Here is a 19,911-nt window from a genome sequence, read left to right on the forward strand (position 1 = left end):
TGTTTTTATGATGTTATGCTGATATAATTTGGAATGTGTTTTCAGGATGCTTTACTTCGTTCTTATAAAGTTGGATGATATACCGGGCAACATGATGACCGTCCTCCTGAGCGGGATCAGTGAAAACATGATAATACTTTATGCCATAGAGTTTTACCTCTGCCGCAAATAGTTTTGAAAGTTCTGCCTGCATACAGCCGGCGATAGCGGCTAACGACGAAAGGTTGCCATGGGCCGGCGAGGGCGTATTACTTATGGTAATGTACATGCCATGTGTTTGGCGCTTCATTGACTGGAGTATTATTTTTCCGGCTATGAAACAAGCGGATATACTGTCATGCACCATTCTCTCCCATTCGGTATAGGAAACTTCCGTGAGCGGGTTATCTGGACAGTCATTGTCAAATACCAGCACAATCAAATCTATATTTCCGAAACAAGCTTTAATATCTTCCAGAAAGCCTGCTGCTTTATTATAGTCTGATAGATCGGTTAGCAGGGTAACCAATTCTCCTGTTGTAACAGGGGCGGTGACCTCTTTAAGCAATTGCAATTCATCGTAACTTTTTACAGGAACAATAACAGTGGCATTGTTACTTAACAGGCCGCTTATGATTTTTAACCAAGCATCCCCGGCACCTGCTACAATGGAAATAAACTCTCTGGAAAAACTGCCCATACCTTGATATCTGATGGCGGATTTGCCGAAACAAATCCACGGCACAAAGGTGAATCTTATCGGGACGGGGTAGAATGTGCAAAAGGCGGTAGCAGATGTGTAAAAGGCGGTAAATGTACTTTATACTTGGTTCCTATAATCGGATGGTGACACACCTGTACGTTTTTTGAAGTACTGGCTGAAGAAGAATTGATCATTAAAGTGAAGAGAGTCCGCGACCTGAACAATACTGAGTTGGGAGTTTTTGAGCAATACTTTTGCTTCCAATACCACCATATCCTCAATTAATTCACCAGCTGTTTTTCCTGAAATTTCTTTAATGGTTTCCGATAAATACTTAGCGGTTACATGCAACTGATCTGCATAAAAGCTAACGCTCCGCTGTTCTCTGAAGTGCAGCGCAAGCATGTAATGAAAGCGCTGATTTAATTCGTCTTTTCTCGAAAATTTCCCTTGAATTAAAGCGGCCTCTGGTTGGTAAATCGCATCTACTTCGTATAAGAATGATTCGATCTGATTACGGATGATCTTTTTCCGGTGCGGATGTTCTTTCTTCTCAGCTAATTGTTCAATGATCGAAAAATAATGCAGCAAATTATCTATCTGATTGCTTGCGATGGCTACTTTAGGCAAAGCATTGGCATCAAGAAAACGGAACTTTTGTAAAAACTGGCTGTCGGCAAGGCTTTCGGTAAGGAACTCTTTACGAAACAAGAGACCGCTGATATTAAAATCGTCGCTTTGTGTTGTCATACCGCTAGATAACATGGTAGGGGTGAGTATCACCAGTGTGTTTTTTACAGCTTCATATTCCTGTAAATTCACGGAAAAATACATCGAACCTTCAGTTATAATGGCAATCGCATAATCGTTAAACCGAAAGGGGTACTGAATGAGGTAACGTGGCGGTAATTGATCATGCAGTACAAAAAAATCATCTTCGTCCCAGCCCGAAATACCCATTTCAGAAAGAAATTGGGCAGACGTTAATTGTGGGATGATTCTGGACATATTAATGCAAATAATGATTTACTGCTTGTACTGGCCAAAACTAAATAAAACGGCCTGATTATTGATGCCTTATTTCAGATTTTGGTCATCAACAATGGTACTGTTAAAAAGACCCTGTCAAAAAGAGAATTTGGGCGTCCATTGCCTCCTCAATTTGGGTGAAACAAAATATAAAATAGGCGGCAAAACAATTTCTTCCAAAGGGAAGGGTAGTATAGTTGCAATTTTTACAATACTGGACCAGGCAAGCTTCTATTCAAATGATTGTGGATTTTTGCAATAAATTACCAATATTAAACTGATCCACTAGAGCTGCTAAAGTCAATATTGATATAATCTGAAGAGTTAAATATACGTCCGCTCTCGCCTATTATGCTTCGTCAAATTCTAAAAACGTTAAACAAATTCAATCGTGTAGACGATTTTGAATAATATTGAGCATTATTCCCCCCTGTGTTTGATTTAATTACCCCTCACGCCTGATCAGCGGGAAGTCTATCTTCGACTTTATTTTATAAACCATTATAACGCCAGAATCGTCTCTGACTACCATCTTTGAATTGATTATAGAACGCGTGACTGGCTTAAGGTCATGGCTTTCTGTAGTGATGTTTCGCAATCCTGAAAGGGGCGCGCTGCATAACTACCTAGGCAGCCTGTTTACTTGTGAGGGATGCCGCGCGAAAGGTGGTATATGCAGTCTGAATTCTGGTTGACCATTAAACTTAAGCATATGAAATAGCAATTTCAGGTCATTTAAGGAATAATCAGGTCAGAAGCTGATCAACTATGGTGATTGGCCTAAACTGCAAACAGCAATACCCGTAACGCAATCTTTTTTTATAGAAAAATAACTTCGATGCTTAAAATATTAACTATGGTTGTGCTTTTATTAATTAACTCCATATGTATCACTTAAATCAAATGTTAATGAAATAAAATAAAAATCACTTAAAACCAATAATTGATTCGGGGATGGATCAATTATATCCCGTGTGGTATAAAAAGCTCTCATTATACCCGGAAAATTGATTGCCAATTATCAGTTAAAATCAATGTTTTTATAAAAATGTTTTACGGTGCTGAATCATCGCGACAGGTATTCTATTGCCTGAAGTGAAGGAAATGCTATCGGAAAATTGGCACTTCTTAAACCATACTAAATTATAATTCATCAATTAAATTTTACAAATTATGAGAAAAGCTTTGTTTTATGCGAGTATTATTATGCTTGCGGTATCTACCGGTTGCTCTAAGGAAAAAAAAGGTCCGATAGTGGCAAAAGTCCCCGGCGAATCTGAAAATCGCAATGTGAAAACTTCGGCGATTGATTTTATACACCCCGGAACGGTATTGACCAAGCCGCAAATGCAGTATGCCTACGCCCAGGCAATAGCTAATGTGGAGCCCTACAAAACAACCTTTGCTAATTTTCAAAGCAATTATGCTACATTTTTATCCAGCAGCTATGCGCCTCATGCGCATACCCAGGTGGGTAGGAATTTATATAAGAGCGATTACGAAAATGATGCGATGGCCATGTTTGTGAACGGTGTAATGTGGAATATGACCGGGCAAACAAGATATGCCGACAAGGTTATTCAATTGCTTGATGCGTGGGCTTCAACCTGCACATCTATTCAATATCCTGATAACGACTGGCAGTTGTGTAATGGCTACGGATTACACTTTATGATTTATGGGGCAGATATGGTTTACAACTATTCCGGCCTTACTTCAACAAAGAAGACCAACTATAAAAACCTGTTCAAAATATTTTATAACTATTATGCAGCCTATGCCGCCACTTATAGCAAAACAGCCCCCTTTGTGGTTGATGGCTGGCCATCGTGGGGCTCAAGTGCCGGTAAGTTTATAATGGCATATGGTATATTCTGCGAAAGCCAGACGGCCTATAATTTATCGCTGGAATATTTTAACAGAACTGCGGCAAATGGAGCCGACAACGGTACGAACGTAACCGCATTTTTGTCTACTGGACAGCCGATTGAAGGGGGCCGTGACCAATACTATACCCAACTTTGTTTAGCCAGCTTCCTGGAATGGGCCCAGATGGCATACAACCAGGGCAACAAATCGCTTTATGATGCGCGCAGCGGGGTGATCGGCAAGGCTATGGAATATACGGCTAAATATAACCTTGGAAATAACGTGACGTGGGATCCTGTTACCCCTGCTACGTCAATTTGGCAGGTAACTCCTCCAATTGCTGCTATCTCATCGTCTAACCGTGGTAATTACCGCCCAATCTGGTATATGGCTTACAACTATTATCACCGTTATCGTGGTTTAAGTATGCCTTATACCGAACAGGTTGTGGCAAGTCACGTAAATGAAGGTGCGACAGCCACAATCACCGATGAAGTTGGATGGGGGAGTTTATTCTATTGTAATACTTCACAGGCGGTCGTTTCCCCGTCGTACACATGGTCAGGAATCTATTAATGTTTCATTATACAGAGGCCGCATCATATTAGAGTTGGTGCGGCTTTTATATTGATCACTATGTTGATAGGGGATTTAAGGTGTTTATAGTCACATTATGTTTTGACTTTGTGCGATTGGTCTAAAACTTCAATTCGAGTTTCCAATTATCAGCGAGGTGTTGGGCCTCTTTTCGGGTAACTTGTATAACGGCGCCATGTTTCGGAGACGAAAAATTTGTAGATTTCATTACACCTTCATTAAAATGTCCGAGGTCTTTAAAACTCTTAAAATCAGTGGTCTCACTGAACCCGAAATTATGTGGATTTATTCCGAAAATGTCGTAAACAAGAATCCATTTATTTTGACCTATCAGCTTGTAAACCGTGGGAGCTTCACAAGCGCCTGGCTCCGGATCATACCATTTATCGTCATAACGGTAACCCGTATTTATAGTATTTGAAACCGCCTGCTTAATTCCCGAACCACCGTCATGAGATACGTAAAACAAATGGTACTTGCCATTTACTTTGGTGATATCCCCATCAATGAAAGATACATCTTTTGGGTACTGAAATAATAATTGAGGCTTTGTTTCCATACCTGTGAAATCTTTGTTCATGTAGGCATAATAAAGTTTATTGTTCCCGTTCCCAAAACGCATCGTAAAGTAGATCATCATTTTCTGTAACTTTTCATCGTATATCAACTCAGGTGCCCAAGCGCAACCAATGTCAATAAGTTCAGGGAATGCCTGATCAATGCGCAGTACTTGGTGAGTCCAATGTATGAGATCCCTTGATTTCATCAGTACCAGGCCCCGGTTATTACCCCATCCGTATTGCTTGCCGTCACGTTCCCATTCTGTATTACGGTATCCTGCTTTCATGCCATAAATGTGTAAGTCAGTTAGGGCGAGATAAAACAGACCATCGGGGCCACGGGTAATATAGGGATCTCTTATTCCCTTTTGTTCGGCAATGGTGTCTCCGGCAATAATTGGATTTTCATTGTTGACGTCAGTAAAACAATGGCCATCCTTACTTAAGGCCATATATAAACCATGCGTATTATCCTTAAAATAAACCATTAGATATGCTGTCATATCTTTTTCTTTTGGGATTTTTAATTGCTGGGCTGATCCAATAGCGGCAAAAAAAAGGAAGAAACAAAATAAAGCGGTACGGTAGCGTTGAAACATGTCCTGTTGTAATTGGTTGATCAAAAGTAACAATAATTGTTGTTTATACAATTATTGTTATGATTAATTAATATTAGCTTTTTGTAATCGGAATCCGATACAAGCAGGATGTCTTAATCCTTTACCAATCTGATTGATATTTATTCTGAGCTTAATGGCACCGATTCCGGTTTAAATACTTTACTTAGGGGCATAGCATAGACTATTTTTTTAATTCTTATTATGTTCCGAAATGTTATTAACGATATGTTGTATGTTGAAATGTTAGTTTTTAATTCGTCCTTCGAGACATGCATTTGCCGTCTTTTTGCAAAACCATTTTTATTTCTTGTATATTTGGTGTGTAAATAACAATTATAAATGACATGTCTTTATTTTTCAATTGATGCAGCTGAATGTTGTTAGTGGGCATTTTTGATGATAAGGCTGTTGCCGGAAAAGTCGTTAACTAGCAGGGGGGATTGCGGGGAATTATTTGTTAAACCTTCGCTACAATTTGTAAACGTTACACCATCAAACATACATGAAACAAGTACTTAGGTTATCTTTTATGGGATTATTCCTGTTGGCAAGTCAAATCGTATTTTGTCAGACTAAACAGCCAGGTTTCCCTGCTAGGAATAAAAAAACAGATCGCGCAAAAGTCGCTGAGGATGCAGGTGCACTGAGGATACCGAATGGCTATGCCGATAATTTACATTGGGATATCCCATTGGATACTCTGGGACAAAATGGATCTATTATTCACTGGAAATCGGGAGATGAGAGCTATGTCACCAGTCTTGGAAAATTACTCAAGCGATCTCCACGAAACGGAAAAAAAGTCAGCGTTACTATGAAAGCTATTATTTCCTTAGGAAATGCGGTACGAACCAAGAGCTTTAATATTTACATTGCCTATGAAGAGTTACCCTATAGCGGCTATTTATTTGCTTATTTCGAAGGTTCGGGCGAAGCGGCTCAGCAGGAGCAGCTTCGGTTCGGCGTTAGCGCGGACGCTTTTAACTGGAACGCGCTAAACGGAAACCGTCCGGTATTGTCATCAACAGAGATTTCACAAACCGGGGGGATCCGAGATCCCCACATCCTGCGCGGCGAGGAGGAAAATAGTTTCTATATGGTAGCCACCGATATGTCTGCCATTAAAAATGGTTGGGGACATAACCCCGGTATCGACATGCTCAAATCCGGCAACCTCATTGACTGGAGCCATAGCATCATTGACCTGGCAAAGACATACCCCGAAAATTTTTCAGATGTGAAATGGGTCTGGGCACCCCAAACGATCTATGATCCGGCTGCCGGGAAGTATCTCGTTTATTTCACCGTTCGTTTCCAAAACGATCCCAGACTCGATTTTTATTCAGCTTATGCTAATAAGGATTTTACGGGTTTTGAACATGAACCGGCATTGATGTTCAGAGCGAAATATGGTGCAATAGACGGCGACATTATTTATAAAGATGGCGTTTATCATTTTTTCTTTAAGGGAAACACCAAGGATGAGAATGGGAAGGAAGTTCAGAATGGTATCCAACAGGCCATAGGACATAGCTTACAAGGTCCCTGGGCGGAGAATTTTAAATACCTGGATGCCTATTCGACCAAACACATTGTTGTAGAAGGGTCGGGTATATTCAAACTCAATAATTCAGAAACCTACGTTTTGATGTATGACCTTTACACCAGACTGAGGTACGAGTATCAGAAAAGCTCAGATCTGTATCATTTTACAGAAAATCCCGAATCATTTACCAAAAATTTCAATCCGCGACATGGCACGGTTATCAGCATAACCAGAGAAGAAGCCAAACGGCTAAACGAAAGATGGGGCGGAGTTCCTCCTGAATTATTGAAATAAAACATTTAGGGAAGATAATTGGGGAATCTCAAAGGAAAATAAAGATTAGTATTATTAAATAATGCATCATCGGATGATAAAACCGTACATTATAACAGTTACTTTCTTTCTTGCGCTTACTTACGAGGTAAGGGCGCAAGTCGACAGTCTTTACCATTTCGAAAGCACAGGAAATCCTGTCATAACACATAAATTCACCGCGGATCCTTCTGCTTTTGTCGAGAGAGATACCCTTTGGTTATTTACGGGCCATGATTTTGCAGGCAATCAAAAAGGATATCAAATGAAAGACTGGTGTGTATTTTCTACAACTGACCTTATCCATTGGACAGAATATCCTACACCTTTGAAAATAACTGACTTTGCCTGGGATCGGACAGGTGCAGCGTATGCTGCCCAGACGATCAAGCGGAACGGGAAGTATTATTGGTATATGAGTACAAACGGTTCCGGTATTGGTGTAGCTGTCGCTGACCGGCCCGAGGGCCCATACAAAGATGCACTCGGGAAGCCACTTTTAACGAATGCCGATTGTTTTGCTTCCAAGCATTACTGGACTTGCATCGACCCGACGGTGATCATAGACAACGGACAAGCATGGTTGTTTTGGGGAAACGGGGTTTGTTACTATGCCAAATTGAAAGCGAATATGATCGAAATCGACGGCGAAATCAAGAAAATAGATTTCGATCACCTGAAATTTACCGAGGCGCCCTGGATCCACAAACGAAAAGGAAAATACTATCTTTCCTATGCTACAGGTTTCCCTGAAAAAATTGCTTACGCGATGGCAAATCACATTCAGGGACCCTATCATTATAAAGGTATACTAAATGAAATTGCAGGGAACAGTAATACCAATCACCAGGCAATAATTGAATTCAAGGGGCAATCGTATTTCATTTACCACAATGGAGCTGTTCAGCCCAACGGGGGCAGTTATAGCCGGTCGGTCTGTATAGATAAAATTTATTATAATAAGGATGGATCAATGAAACGAGTATCTATGACCACTGAAGGGGTACAATCAGGGACGGGCCGAAAATGAACGAGCCTCTGTGCCAGGCTGCCTGTGTTGTAACTGTTTCAAAAAATGAATAAAAGACGTCTTTGTATCTTTAAAATCTCGTTTTGTCCTGTTATTCAATAGTGCATGGATTATAGCCACTACTTTTTAATGTATCCAGCTTAAGATATTATGATAGGGGAGAAGGGTTTCTTGAATGATTAGATATTTATGATTTAATAAATTGCGAGCCAGAGGAGGAGGTCAGGTTCAATCCTACCTTGTGATCCATGATTTATATCATTGTTGTCAAACAGTGCGTGCCTGAAATGAAATATAACAATTTGAAGGAATATCGAATAAAATACGGACATTCGGTAGCCAATTAATTTGAACAGTGCTTTTTCAATAGAGCAGAACTAATGAAAGAAAATTCTCCGCTTTCAGATGATGAACTTATAAGTTTGATGCACAGCGACCAGCTTACTGCGTTTAAAGCAATCTATGACAGATATTGGTATAAATTATATGTTTTTACCAATAAAAGGCTGCGAGACAGGGAATCGTCTGAAGAAATAGTACAGATTTTTTTTACCAGGTTCTGGGAAAAGATAGAGACCATTCAGATCAACCAATCTTTAAAATCTTATCTTTTTTCTTCGGTTAGCTATCTAACGATCAGTCATCTTAGAAAGGAGGCACAAAAAAATCAATATCTCTTTTTACCCTATGCCATAGTTGAAGAAGAATTGGATTATTCAATTGAAGATACGATTCATTTAAAGGACCTGCAGTTGATCATTGATAACGAACTGGCGAAACTTCCCCCACGGTGTCGCTCTGTTTTTGAACTTAGCCGAAAAAGCAATAAATCTAACAAGGAAATCGCCCGTATCTTGGATATTTCTGAAAAAACTGTGGAAAATCATATCACTAATGCCACCCGCTTTCTCCGCACACATTTGAAAGATTGGTTAATGCTTGCCATTTTTATATACAAAGGCTATTTATAAACATTGGTCGGTATCTTTTATATTCCTGAAAATCTCATTACTAAATTACGACCCAATAATTTGCTTTGTTGTTTCATAAAGCAGTCCTTATCGCAGGGTGGTTCTATGGCAGATTGACCATGGTGGCTTACTTTTAGTATGATAAACAGTTTGTTTTGAAATTCTAAGCTGTTTTAAAAAAGACCGGAAACGTCAAAAATTCAACTAAATGACTTTTTTTTAAATTTATTTGGGGGGTAGGGTGATTTTTTTCGACTTCACTTATATAAACCAATAGTAATTCTTATTTAAATTCTTTTAATGAAACAAAACATTTCAGCGGAGGTGATTGACAGGTATTTGGCTGGCGATTGTACGGCGGACGAAATTGCCGAAGTACACCAATGGTTCAGCTCATTTGATCACATTCCAGAACATCTCGTCGGCCTTCCGGAAGATGAGCAGGATTTATTAAAGGAAAAGCTATTGGGGCAGATCATAGGCGAAAAACATCAAATCAAACAAATATTCAATAGCTCCGACAGCGTGAAACCACAAGATCTTGAAATAAGAGAGAATTCACAACAAGGAGAAACTAGAATTTTCCGTCTGTGGCCAAAGATCGCTGTAGCAGTATCTATGAGCCTGATTATTGGTGTTTTATTTTACTCAGTCCGCAATAGCCATAAAAAAGCTGTGAATCAAAATGCCGAAATCCAGCAAAAAGATATTAGCCCGGGAGGGAATAATGCGGTGCTGACACTTGCTGACGGTTCTGAAATTGTTCTAAATCAAGCTAAAAAAGGATTATTGACCAAGCAAGGCAACGTAAAAATATCTAAAACGAGCGAAGGGAAGTTGGTTTACAATACCAGCAACTCCGGTACTGAAGCCTCGAACGCCGTCTCCTTTAATATGGTAAGGACTCCTAAGGGCGGGCAGTATGAAGTTGTATTACCGGACGGGACCAAAGTATGGCTGAATGCCTTATCCTACTTGAAGTTTCCGACTGCCTTCAATGGTAAAACAAGACTAGTGGAAGTCAGTGGAGAGGCTTATTTCGAAGTAACCAAAAACATGGTCAAACCATTTGTCGTCAAATCAGCCCGGGCTGAGGTAACCGTCCTGGGGACCCATTTCAATGTAAATGATTACGCTGATGAAACTTCCTCCAGGACAACTTTACTCGAAGGATCAGTAAGCATAAAAGGCAGGAACACAAAAGCTATGCTAAGACCTGGTGATCAGGCTGTATTAAATGAAAACGATGTCATGAAAATTGCTGAGCATGTAGATACAGAGGAAGCGGTGGCGTGGAAAAATGGAATTTTTGAATTTAACGGAACTGATATTACAACCATTATGAGGCAGGTCGCCCGGTGGTATGACATCAATGTTACTTACACTGGAAACCCCGACCATGGCTTATATAACGGTACGATATCGCGCAATGTCAACCTATCTGAAATGCTGACCATGATCAGGTATATGGGAGTTAATTATACGCTCGATGGGAAAAACCTGATTATAAAAAACTGACCTGCGGTACGCATATGTTATGCAGACTTAAACCAATAGACCAATACAAATTAATAACAACCAAATGTTTAACCTAAAATGAGAATGATATGAGAAAAGAAATACAAACGTAGTCCAGGCCTTCAAAGGTTCGCATCCAATACATCAATTATTGATCTATAAAAAAGCCGAAAAGTGTTAGTGGCACTTTCCGGCAGCATTCGGGTGCCCCAACAAATTCACATTATTGCTTACCCAAACATTACAAAAATATGAAATTAAATCATAAGGCAATGCCTGTGGCATGGCCTGATTGTACCTCAATAATATTAACAATGAAACTCACCGCTGTTTTCATGATTACCGCATTTTTACAGGTGAGTGCCAGGAGCTTCAGCCAGCAAGTTACTGTCCATGAAAAGAATATTTCCATAGAGAAAGTTCTGAAACTGATTAAAAAACAAAGTAGTTATCATTTCCTTTATAAAATTGATGAATTGTCTTCCGCCAATAATGTAGACCTTGATTTTACGAATGCCTCTATCGAATCGGTACTGGATAAGTGTTTTAAAAACACGCCTTTCACTTACAAGATTGTTAACCGGACAATTTTGGTTAAAAAGAACCCCGATGCGACTGCTTCTATAAGTACTAGTACTATCGTATTGCAAAAGGTCGAAGGTGTTGTCACGGATGAAAAGGGTATTCCTCTTCCCGGCGTAACGGTCAAGCTCAAAGGTACGGGCTCGGGAGCAGTCACCGACCTTAACGGTAAGTTCACGATAGATGTTCCCAATGCCAACGGAATATTAATTTTTAGTATGATCGGTTTTACCACTCAGGAGGTGACCGTTAGTGCCAAGCAAATGCTTAATATCCGCTTGAAAGAAGCGCCTAAGGACCTGAGTGAGGTTGTTGTTGTGGGTTATGGCACTCAAAAAAAGGTAAACCTTACCGGAGCCGTTGGAAACGTTCGAATGGACGATATGGAGACTCGACCCATAACGAGTGCTTCTTTGGCATTACAGGGTACAGTTGCCGGTGTATTTGCCCTGCAAAATTCAGGTAAGCCGGGAGGTGATGACGCGACTATCAATATCAGGGGAGTAGGTACATTAAATAACAGTAATCCCCTGGTACTCATCGACGGCTTTCCTGGAAATATGTCTGATGTCAGCGCGAATGATATTCAATCAATATCCGTGTTGAAAGATGCGGCCTCTGCTGCCATCTATGGTAACCGGGCCGCCAACGGCGTAATTCTGATTACCACAAAAAGAGGAACGACTGGCAAAATGACTGTTACTTACAATGGCTACGGCGGCGTTCAGAGTGCAACTTCATTACCCAAGATGCTCAATTCAACTGAATGGGTGACACTATATAACGAAGCGCTGGCAAATCAGGGTTCCGCCCCCAAGTACACCCCGCAGGATATTCAAAAATACGCTGCACATAACGACCCGATGTACCCGGATGTGGATTACTTCGGGGTTTACTACGGGAAAGCACAAATTCAAAACCATCGTATAAATATTTTAGGGGGGACGGAGAATTTAAAATACGCCTTCATGCTGGGACATCTTAACCAGGATGGCATCCTAATCAATACGAACTACAAAAAGACCGACTTCAGATCTAACATAGATGCATTTTTCCTGAAAGACAAAAAGCTGCGGTTTTCAGCCCGGATTTCGGGAAACGCGGGCAAAATGAATGAACCAACCGACCTGTTCTATGTCGAGCGTTCTTCAACTATAGCACCGATCTGGCCTTTAAAAAATGCAGCAGGTCAATGGGTTGCTGTAATAGGTGAAACTAATTATTACGGACAAACAAAAGAGGGCAGCACCAGAGTAAATAACCGCTATACGGCTAATACGCAATTTGAAGCCGAATATCAGTTCTTAAATGGTTTTAGCGCACAGCTAACTTATGGCTATAATGTCGCTACGCAAGATGTCAACGCTTTTCACGCCAACGTTACATTGGCGAATACAGATGGCAGTACCCGGAATCTGACTTCCGACTTGACAGAAACAAATAACCTTGATACGCAAACACTGCTGACATCCTTACTTAAATATCAAAAGAAACTCGGTAAAAGTGAATTTAACTTATTGGGAGGATATTCTGAGGAAAGCTTCAACTGGAAATGGAACAGTGGCTTCCGTTCAAAATTTATCAATAATACTCAACGGATCTTAAATCTTGGTGATCCCTCTACACAACAAAATAATGCCGCGAATTATGCGCTTGGATTGCGCTCGCTTTTCGGGCGTATAAATTACATTTATGGAAGTAAATACCTTTTCGAGGCAAATATTCGCCGCGATGGGTCATCGCGTTTTGCCAATGACCAACGATGGGGGACTTTTCCGTCGTTATCTGCAGGTTGGATCATTTCGGAAGAAAGCTTTATGAAGAACGTAAGTTGGTTGAATATGCTCAAACTCCGTGGCTCCTGGGGACGCTTAGGTAACCAAAATATCAACTCTTACTACGCAGCGAGCGATTTTTTAACCGTAGGCGAAAATTATTCTTTAGGCGGAAGTCTTTATCCCGGAGTAGCCACAACCAGCCTGTCCAACAAAAAGACAACATGGGAGACCTCTGAGCAAACGGATATCGGTATCGATATGAGTATTGCAAATTCTATTGATTTGACTTTCGATTATTTCAATAAAAAGACCAGTAATATTTTAATGCAGATTCCTGTTCCCGTTACCCTGGGCAATTTAGTTGCCCCCTACCAGAACGTTGGTGCGGTGAATAACAAGGGGTTGGAGATGACTGCGACCTATCGGAAAACATTTTCCAACGGCTTGAAATTCAGCAGTACGATCAGCCTGTCGCACATTGTTAATAAGATCACCGATTTGCATGGAAGAAGCCCTATCATAAATGGGTCAACAGCATTGGTGGAAGGTTCTGCCATTAATTCGTTTTACGGCTATAAAACAGATGGTATTTACCAGGTTAACGACTTCACCTGGCAAAACAACAGCGATCCCTCAATCCCGCAAGCCAGCCGCACATATGTTTTAAAACCAGGCGTTGTTTCCGTAAGTAACTTTAATGCAACCCCAGGCGACATCAAATACAAGGATCTTAACGGAGATGGCCTAGTTACGATGGATAAAGATAGAACGGTTATCGGGAAACAATATCCGGATTTATCGTATTCGCTGCAGCTTCATGCGGACTGGAAGCAATTTGATCTGGGTGTGTTCTTCCAGGGAGTTCAGGGTATCCAGGGCTATACGGGATGGAATATTTCCACCGCCACCAACATTCCTAATTGGTGGCTCGGTCGATGGACGCCCGAAAGCCCTTCAAATACTCTCCCTAAAATGTCCCTGGATGCAGGCAGGACTGGTGTGTCATCTGAATTTTATATGGGAAATGCTTCTTATCTGCGCTTGAAGAATGTCGAACTCGGGTATACCTTCAATAAAGGAAAACTACTCGGCATCAGTTCAGTGAGGATTTACGGCAACGTCCAGAACGCTTTCACAATTACCAAATTTAAAGGACTTGACCCTGAACAGATCGTCGGCCAGACCGGTGTGGAGGCCTATCCGCAGGTTCGCATACTCACAGCAGGATTAATCGCTAATTTTTAAAGAAAACATGATGAAAAAGATATATAGAATTGTAAATGCAATCATTTTTGCTTGCCTTATGATGGGTTGTACCAAGAACTTGTTGGATAAGACACCTTTAGACAGCTTGTCTCCAGAGACGTTCTACAGCAACGAAACACAAGCCAAAGCCGGGTTAATGGGCGTTTATAACGATCTTATACCCTCACAGCCAATCCAATGGTATCAATTCGATTTTATGTCGGATAACAATTACTGTCAGGATGCCTGGCAGGGCTCAAACGAGTTCGGTGCCTGGCTGCAAAACTCAAGCAGCGGGACTGCGCAAACCAAATGGGCGAAAGATTATAGCCTCATCGTTCGGGCAAATTCTTTTCTTGCAAATGTTGACAGGGCAGTTATGGCAGACGCAGTGAAAACACAAATGAAAGCGGAGGCAACCTTTCTCAGGGCTTATAGCTATGCTGATCTGATCAGTTATTTCGGTGATGTCCCGCTGATCCTTAAAGTGCAAACATTAGCCGAGGCAAAGGTTTCAAGAACACCGAAAAGTGAAGTCCTGGCCGCAATTATAACCGATTTGGATAATGCGGCTGCAAACCTCCCGGTCAGTTATGCGGGTACGGATGTAGGCCGCGCTACAAAGGGGGCAGCCCTGGCATTTAAGGCGAAAATATTGCTGTATAATGAAAAGTGGCCTGAGGCTGCAGCAGCAGCAAAGTCGGTAATTGATCTGCAGACCTATGGGTTATTCAGTGATTATGCGAATCTATTCTCGGAGGACTTTGAGAACAACAAGGAAGTGATTTTTGACATTCAGTATATCAAGAATCTGCTACCTCAGCCATGGCCGAGTTCCGCATTGTCATTTGCAGAGTGGCCAACTCCGAGTGTGACTACTGACCTCATAAATGCATACTACATGACAAACGGGCTACCCATTTCTGATCCGGCTTCGGGTTACAAAGATCAGGATCCTTATAAGAACCGTGATCCCAGACTGGCGGCATCCGTTGTTTTACCTGGATCCCTGAAGGGACAAACTATTTTCATACCTAAAAATGATGATGTGGTTTGTGGGGCAAGGCCGAGAAAATACGCTGACCTTAACAATCCGGACCGAAATAACTGTTCCATTAACACGATTCTGATGCGGTACGCAGATATTTTGTTAATGCGTGCCGAAGCGCTGATAGAATCAGGGAATACCAGTCAGGAGATTTACGACCTGATCGATCAGGTCCGGGCAAGGGTAAATATGCCCAAGATAGAAAACGTAGAAGGGGCAGGGTTAAGTCAGGAACAACTCCGGCAGATTTTAAGGCATGAGCGGCGTGTTGAGTTTTTTGTTGAAGGCACCCGTTATGCAGATATGCTGAGGTGGAAGGATAAATCGCTGGTGCACAATGTTTATGGTTACGACAGGTTGACACTGTCGGACCCATCAAGCCCGTCAACCTGGAAATTTAATCAGATTTATAAAGCCGCCAGAGTATTCGATCCGGCCAAAGGATGGCTATGGCCGATTCCGCAGGTGGACTTGCAAAACAATTCAAACCTTAAACAAAACCCGGGATATTAGGGCCGCTGAAGGTCCCGAACTACGGGCAGGGTTCAGCAGTTTTACGGCCTTCGCGGGTAAGTGTTAAGCAACGATTTTAATACCCCAAACTAAGCACGATTGTTTGCTTGCCTTTTGTTTGTATTCAGATTGCAGCAAAGGGGGGCAAACAATCAATGTGCACTTGATCGAAGCAGGAATGTTAAATAATAAAACTTGCAACAATCCTGCCAATGATAAAATCAAAGGATAACGACAATTAATAATTAGGGCGTATGAAACGGCTTAAGCATTTTGAATGAGATGATCACAACCATATCATATGGCCTGAATTGATTCAAAAAGCTGCTTTAAAGACAGGTGAATTGTCGCTATGTTATGCATTGATTCAATTATAGATATTGTTAACGTGGACGATTCCCAGTTTCAGGTCGCTGTTTTAAAGATAATTTTAATTGAACTTTAATAAATTGGAATTATTGTTACCTGTAATAAATAAATATGTAGACATGCCGAAAATTCTTAGTAAGTTTAGCTTTGGGATAAATTATCATGTCTGCGTACAGCATATATACAGATCAGGAACTGATTACCTTTTTAGCGCAAGGAGACGACTCTGCATATACGGAAATATATAATCGTCACTGGAAGTTTCTTTTTCAGGCAGCCTATAGGGCCAATCGTAACAAGGAGGACAGCTATGATATTTGCCAGGGTGTATTTCTTTGGATTTGGGAAAACAGAGCCCAAATCAGGCCGGCAACTAATCTGAAAGGTTATCTATATACAGCCGCTAAATATAAGATCGCAAACATGATTAGGAATGGAAAATATAGAGAGAGCCTGTTTGAGGATCTTGAAATATTCGACAAACGCAGCTATGAGGTTAATGAATTGGAGATAAAGGAACTTAAAAATTTTATCGCACAGTTAATTGATGAATTGCCTGATAAATGCAGAGAGGTATTTTTACTTAGCAGAAAAGAGCATCTTAGCCATAAACAAATAGCCGAACGGTTAGATATCGGCGAAAAAACTGTTGATTCGCACATTGCCCGGGCTCTTCAAAAATTAAGAGCACCGTTGAATAGGCTGGCTTCTATTTTTTTGATGATCTGATGCTATGCTAAATAAGATCCGGTCATTCCACATGAATTTAGGGTTGGTCAATTTACAGACATGACAAGGCAATAATCTTGTCATTTAAACCTGTTTTTAATGTGACCTATTGTTTTTAAACGAAGCCATTATTTTCTTAAAATATTCGGATGATCCTGTTTTCGTTTATTCGTTATTGTTCGCAAATCCTTTTTGTTTTTTAAGGAGTCTTAATTATATATTCAAAAGATTAGCTGGCGAAACATTCGCTTAACGCAAAGCATTTCTTGTCTTTTGTCTCGTTGCACTCGCAAAGCCGGCTCTCGGTCAACTTATTTTAGGACGAGTCACGGTTGTTGAGATGACGATTGTCTTGGGTCATGGTGTCAAGGATTTCAGGAAGCTTTAATTTTCTTCTTTGTAAAAAAAAATTAATTTACTGATTTACAAATACTTAAATATTTTTTAACAAAATAATAACATTTAATGTAGGTGTACCAGCCTTTTTATGTGCTATACATTATATAAGGCACAGAAAGATGAATCAGGAGGAACTGAACAATTTAATTGACAAAGTAAACGAAGGCGCCGCTTCTGAAGATGAGCTTTACTTGTATACTACTTATCTCAATCAAATTACTTCGGGTGAGGAAGCATGGAAAGTAGAGGAGCTGGGTACCGAAGAGAGTGTTAAAATTGAACTGGAAAACCGCATTGAGGGCATTAGAAAGCCTAATGAGGTTAAAAAAATTAGATTGTGGCCACGTGTAGCGGTAGCCGCCGCTGTTGTAGCAGCAATCGGGTTTGGAGTTTGGTTCTATACAAATGAGATTGCTTCGTCGCAAAATACTTCTCACAATGATGTATTAGTGAATGACATTGAGCCAGGAAAAAATACGGCGACACTTACACTGGCAGATGGAACTGCAATTCCATTGAGCGATACAAAGACAGGTGTTGTCGTGGGTGCTAAATTGAAATATAGTGACGGTACTAGTATCAACTCCCCTTCTGCGGGTAAAGCCAGTTATTTCGGTAGTGGCAAAAACGGTAAAAAAACCGATAAACTCGCTGAAGGAGACGGTTCTCCCCAGGGGGGCAGGAGGAGCACGATGCTCATTGCTAGTACACCAAAAGGTGGTACCTACCAGGTTATTCTTCCTGATGGTACTCATGTTTGGTTGAATGCTGATTCAAAAATTTCGTTTCCGGTGGAATTCTCCGGAGGTATTCGCAAAATCATGTTGAGTGGGGAGGCCTATTTCGAGGTGGAGAAGGATAGAAAACATCCGTTTGTAGTGCAAACAGATAAACAAGAGGTAACGGTTTTGGGTACGCATTTTAATATTAATGCCTATAAGGATGAAAGCAGTACCAAAACTACACTTTTAGAGGGTTCTGTGCGTGTCGTCGCTCTTGCCGCACCGGGAAGAGAGCTGGCTTTACGACAGAGAGATGTAAATGAGGTAATCCTTAAACCTCAACAGCAATCTATAATTGATGTAAACAAAATGGAAGTTATTCAAGCGAATATCGAAGAGGTGATTTCATGGAAAAAGAATTATTTCCGTTTTAATGACGAAAAGTTATATAGCGTTATGAGGAAGCTTGCACGCTGGTATAACGTGGAAGTTGGCTACGAAGATAATGTAACCAATGATGGCTTTACCGGAACAATAGCCCGGGATAAGAATATAAGTCAGGTATTAAGTATGCTGGAAAAAACCAAGGGGATACATTTTAAAATAGAAGGAAAAAAAATAACGGTAATGAAATAAATGAATCATCAATGTCGGGGCCAAAACGGTTCTGTAACCAACTTAAGTATCCGCTAATCTAACAGGCGAAGCCAGCCAGAGGACAAAAGCTCAATAAAGTTAACAGAAAAAACACCTTAGAAAATGAAAGTATGCTACAGTAATGACCCCTAACGTGAAAAGCTTTAACATAAGCCGATAGCGCTTAAACACTACCGGCTTTATTAAGCTTATTCATTAAAACCCTAATGGGTATCGTAAATAATTGATTAATGAACAATTGTGAAATGCTTTATACTTTCGACGGCTTAAACACTTCACATGCTAACAACTCAAATGTATGAATTTTTACAATGTGACACGACATCTTCTAAAAGATCTCGGAAAGAAGGCTTTTAAAGTGACGAAGGAGGGCCCCCCGCGTGCATTAACAGATAATGCGCGTAACCCACTTACCGGTGTTATATCCCGAAAGGCTATAGTGCAGCACCAGTAAGAAAAGACGGAAAAAATATCCGTCAGGTAAGTAACAGGGAGCTGTACCAAAGTGGACGCTATACTGGAGTATCGATAACTTAACGACTCTATCAGAACCAATAGATTGTAAGGATCTGGGATGAGTACAGGAAAAATAAACTGATATGGTATTGGTATGCATTGATAGTCGATACAAAAAGACTGAAACCTGTTACGGGCGCTTTTAAAAAACGTGTGAACTCAATGACAAGACCGCTAAGGAGGTAAGTACAGGCTGTAAAAAGCTGAACAAATACCAGGTTAGCACATTGGGGGCGGATCAGATCGTTGTTGTGTTGGAATTGACGTAGTGGTAATGAAACGAGGGGTTCAAACAAGTTAGTGGATTATAATCTAACAACTGTAAAATGGAAGAATGATTACTATGAAACAAAGGCGCATCCAATCACAAAGAAAATTGTATTGTTAGTGTGCTAACAGATTAGGATGAATGTCAAGACAAATCGAATAGATGCGATTAGTTTTTTTAGGACTACGACGCTAAGCAACAGGGAAATCGTTATAAACTTTGGACTCGCCTCATGTAAGGGAACTGCTTTCTCCGGGAGAAGAACATACCCAAAAATGGTTGACCAACCAGAAGTATAAGGGTTGCCAAAATAGAAGACAGACCTGTTTTACAAGTGGTCAGGGCTTATAG

12 protein-coding genes are annotated in these 19,911 nt (G+C 40.7%); 9 read left to right on the forward strand and 3 right to left on the reverse strand.

The features are described 5' to 3' along the window. Window positions 1–13 precede the first annotated feature (13 nt). A complete protein-coding gene (locus tag FHS10_RS01010) occupies window positions 14–724 on the reverse strand; it encodes an SDR family NAD(P)-dependent oxidoreductase (protein ID WP_259086772.1) in 711 nt (236 codons plus the stop codon). Between the two features lie 75 nt (window positions 725–799). Beyond that, window positions 800–1,690 (reverse strand): AraC family transcriptional regulator, encoded by an 891-nt coding sequence (locus FHS10_RS01015; protein ID WP_259086773.1) that lies wholly within the window; start codon window positions 1,688–1,690, stop codon window positions 800–802. Window positions 1,691–2,884: 1,194 nt separating this feature from the next. Between FHS10_RS01015 and FHS10_RS01020 the strand changes: the two genes are divergently transcribed. Further along, a complete protein-coding gene (locus tag FHS10_RS01020) occupies window positions 2,885–4,156 on the forward strand; it encodes an alginate lyase family protein (RefSeq protein ID WP_259086774.1) in 1,272 nt (423 codons plus the stop codon). A 121-nt stretch (window positions 4,157–4,277) separates the two neighbouring features. Here the strand turns inward: FHS10_RS01020 and FHS10_RS01025 are convergent, their stop codons facing one another. Beyond that, window positions 4,278–5,387 carry a glycoside hydrolase family 43 protein gene (locus FHS10_RS01025; protein WP_259086775.1) on the reverse strand — a complete coding sequence of 370 codons (1,110 nt, stop codon included), beginning with the start codon at window positions 5,385–5,387 and terminating at the stop codon, window positions 4,278–4,280. Window positions 5,388–5,859: 472 nt separating this feature from the next. Here FHS10_RS01025 and FHS10_RS01030 point away from each other — a divergent pair, with 472 nt between their 5' ends. The 8 genes from FHS10_RS01030 to FHS10_RS01065 all read left to right on the forward strand — a co-directional run bounded on the left by FHS10_RS01030 (window position 5,860) and on the right by FHS10_RS01065 (window position 18,755). Next, window positions 5,860–7,197: a glycoside hydrolase family 43 protein gene (locus tag FHS10_RS01030; RefSeq protein ID WP_259086776.1), complete on the forward strand. Its 1,338-nt coding sequence runs from the start codon at window positions 5,860–5,862 to the stop codon at window positions 7,195–7,197. Between the two features lie 73 nt (window positions 7,198–7,270). After that, window positions 7,271–8,245, forward strand: a complete 975-nt coding sequence (locus FHS10_RS01035) for a glycoside hydrolase family 43 protein (protein ID WP_259086781.1) — start codon at window positions 7,271–7,273, stop codon at window positions 8,243–8,245. A gap of 380 nt (window positions 8,246–8,625) precedes the next feature. Beyond that, a complete protein-coding gene (locus FHS10_RS01040; RefSeq protein ID WP_259086783.1) occupies window positions 8,626–9,216 on the forward strand; it encodes an RNA polymerase sigma-70 factor in 591 nt (196 codons plus the stop codon). 300 nt (window positions 9,217–9,516) lie between these two features. Beyond that, a complete protein-coding gene (locus FHS10_RS01045; protein ID WP_259086790.1) occupies window positions 9,517–10,734 on the forward strand; it encodes a FecR family protein in 1,218 nt (405 codons plus the stop codon). Between the two features lie 314 nt (window positions 10,735–11,048). Beyond that, complete coding sequence (locus tag FHS10_RS01050; protein ID WP_259086792.1) at window positions 11,049–14,339, forward strand: TonB-dependent receptor; 3,291 nt, start codon at window positions 11,049–11,051, stop codon at window positions 14,337–14,339. A 7-nt stretch (window positions 14,340–14,346) separates the two neighbouring features. After that, window positions 14,347–15,900: a RagB/SusD family nutrient uptake outer membrane protein gene (locus FHS10_RS01055; RefSeq protein WP_259086793.1), complete on the forward strand. Its 1,554-nt coding sequence runs from the start codon at window positions 14,347–14,349 to the stop codon at window positions 15,898–15,900. 531 nt (window positions 15,901–16,431) lie between these two features. Then, window positions 16,432–16,998, forward strand: a complete 567-nt coding sequence (locus tag FHS10_RS01060; protein ID WP_259086795.1) for an RNA polymerase sigma factor — start codon at window positions 16,432–16,434, stop codon at window positions 16,996–16,998. A 518-nt stretch (window positions 16,999–17,516) separates the two neighbouring features. Beyond that, entirely contained in the window at window positions 17,517–18,755 is a 1,239-nt protein-coding gene (locus FHS10_RS01065; RefSeq protein WP_259086798.1) for a FecR family protein, read from the forward strand. Window positions 18,756–19,911: the final 1,156 nt, after the last annotated feature.

Source organism: Mucilaginibacter dorajii (genome assembly GCF_024808255.1).
Taxonomy (GTDB): Bacteria; Bacteroidota; Bacteroidia; order Sphingobacteriales; family Sphingobacteriaceae; genus Mucilaginibacter; species Mucilaginibacter dorajii.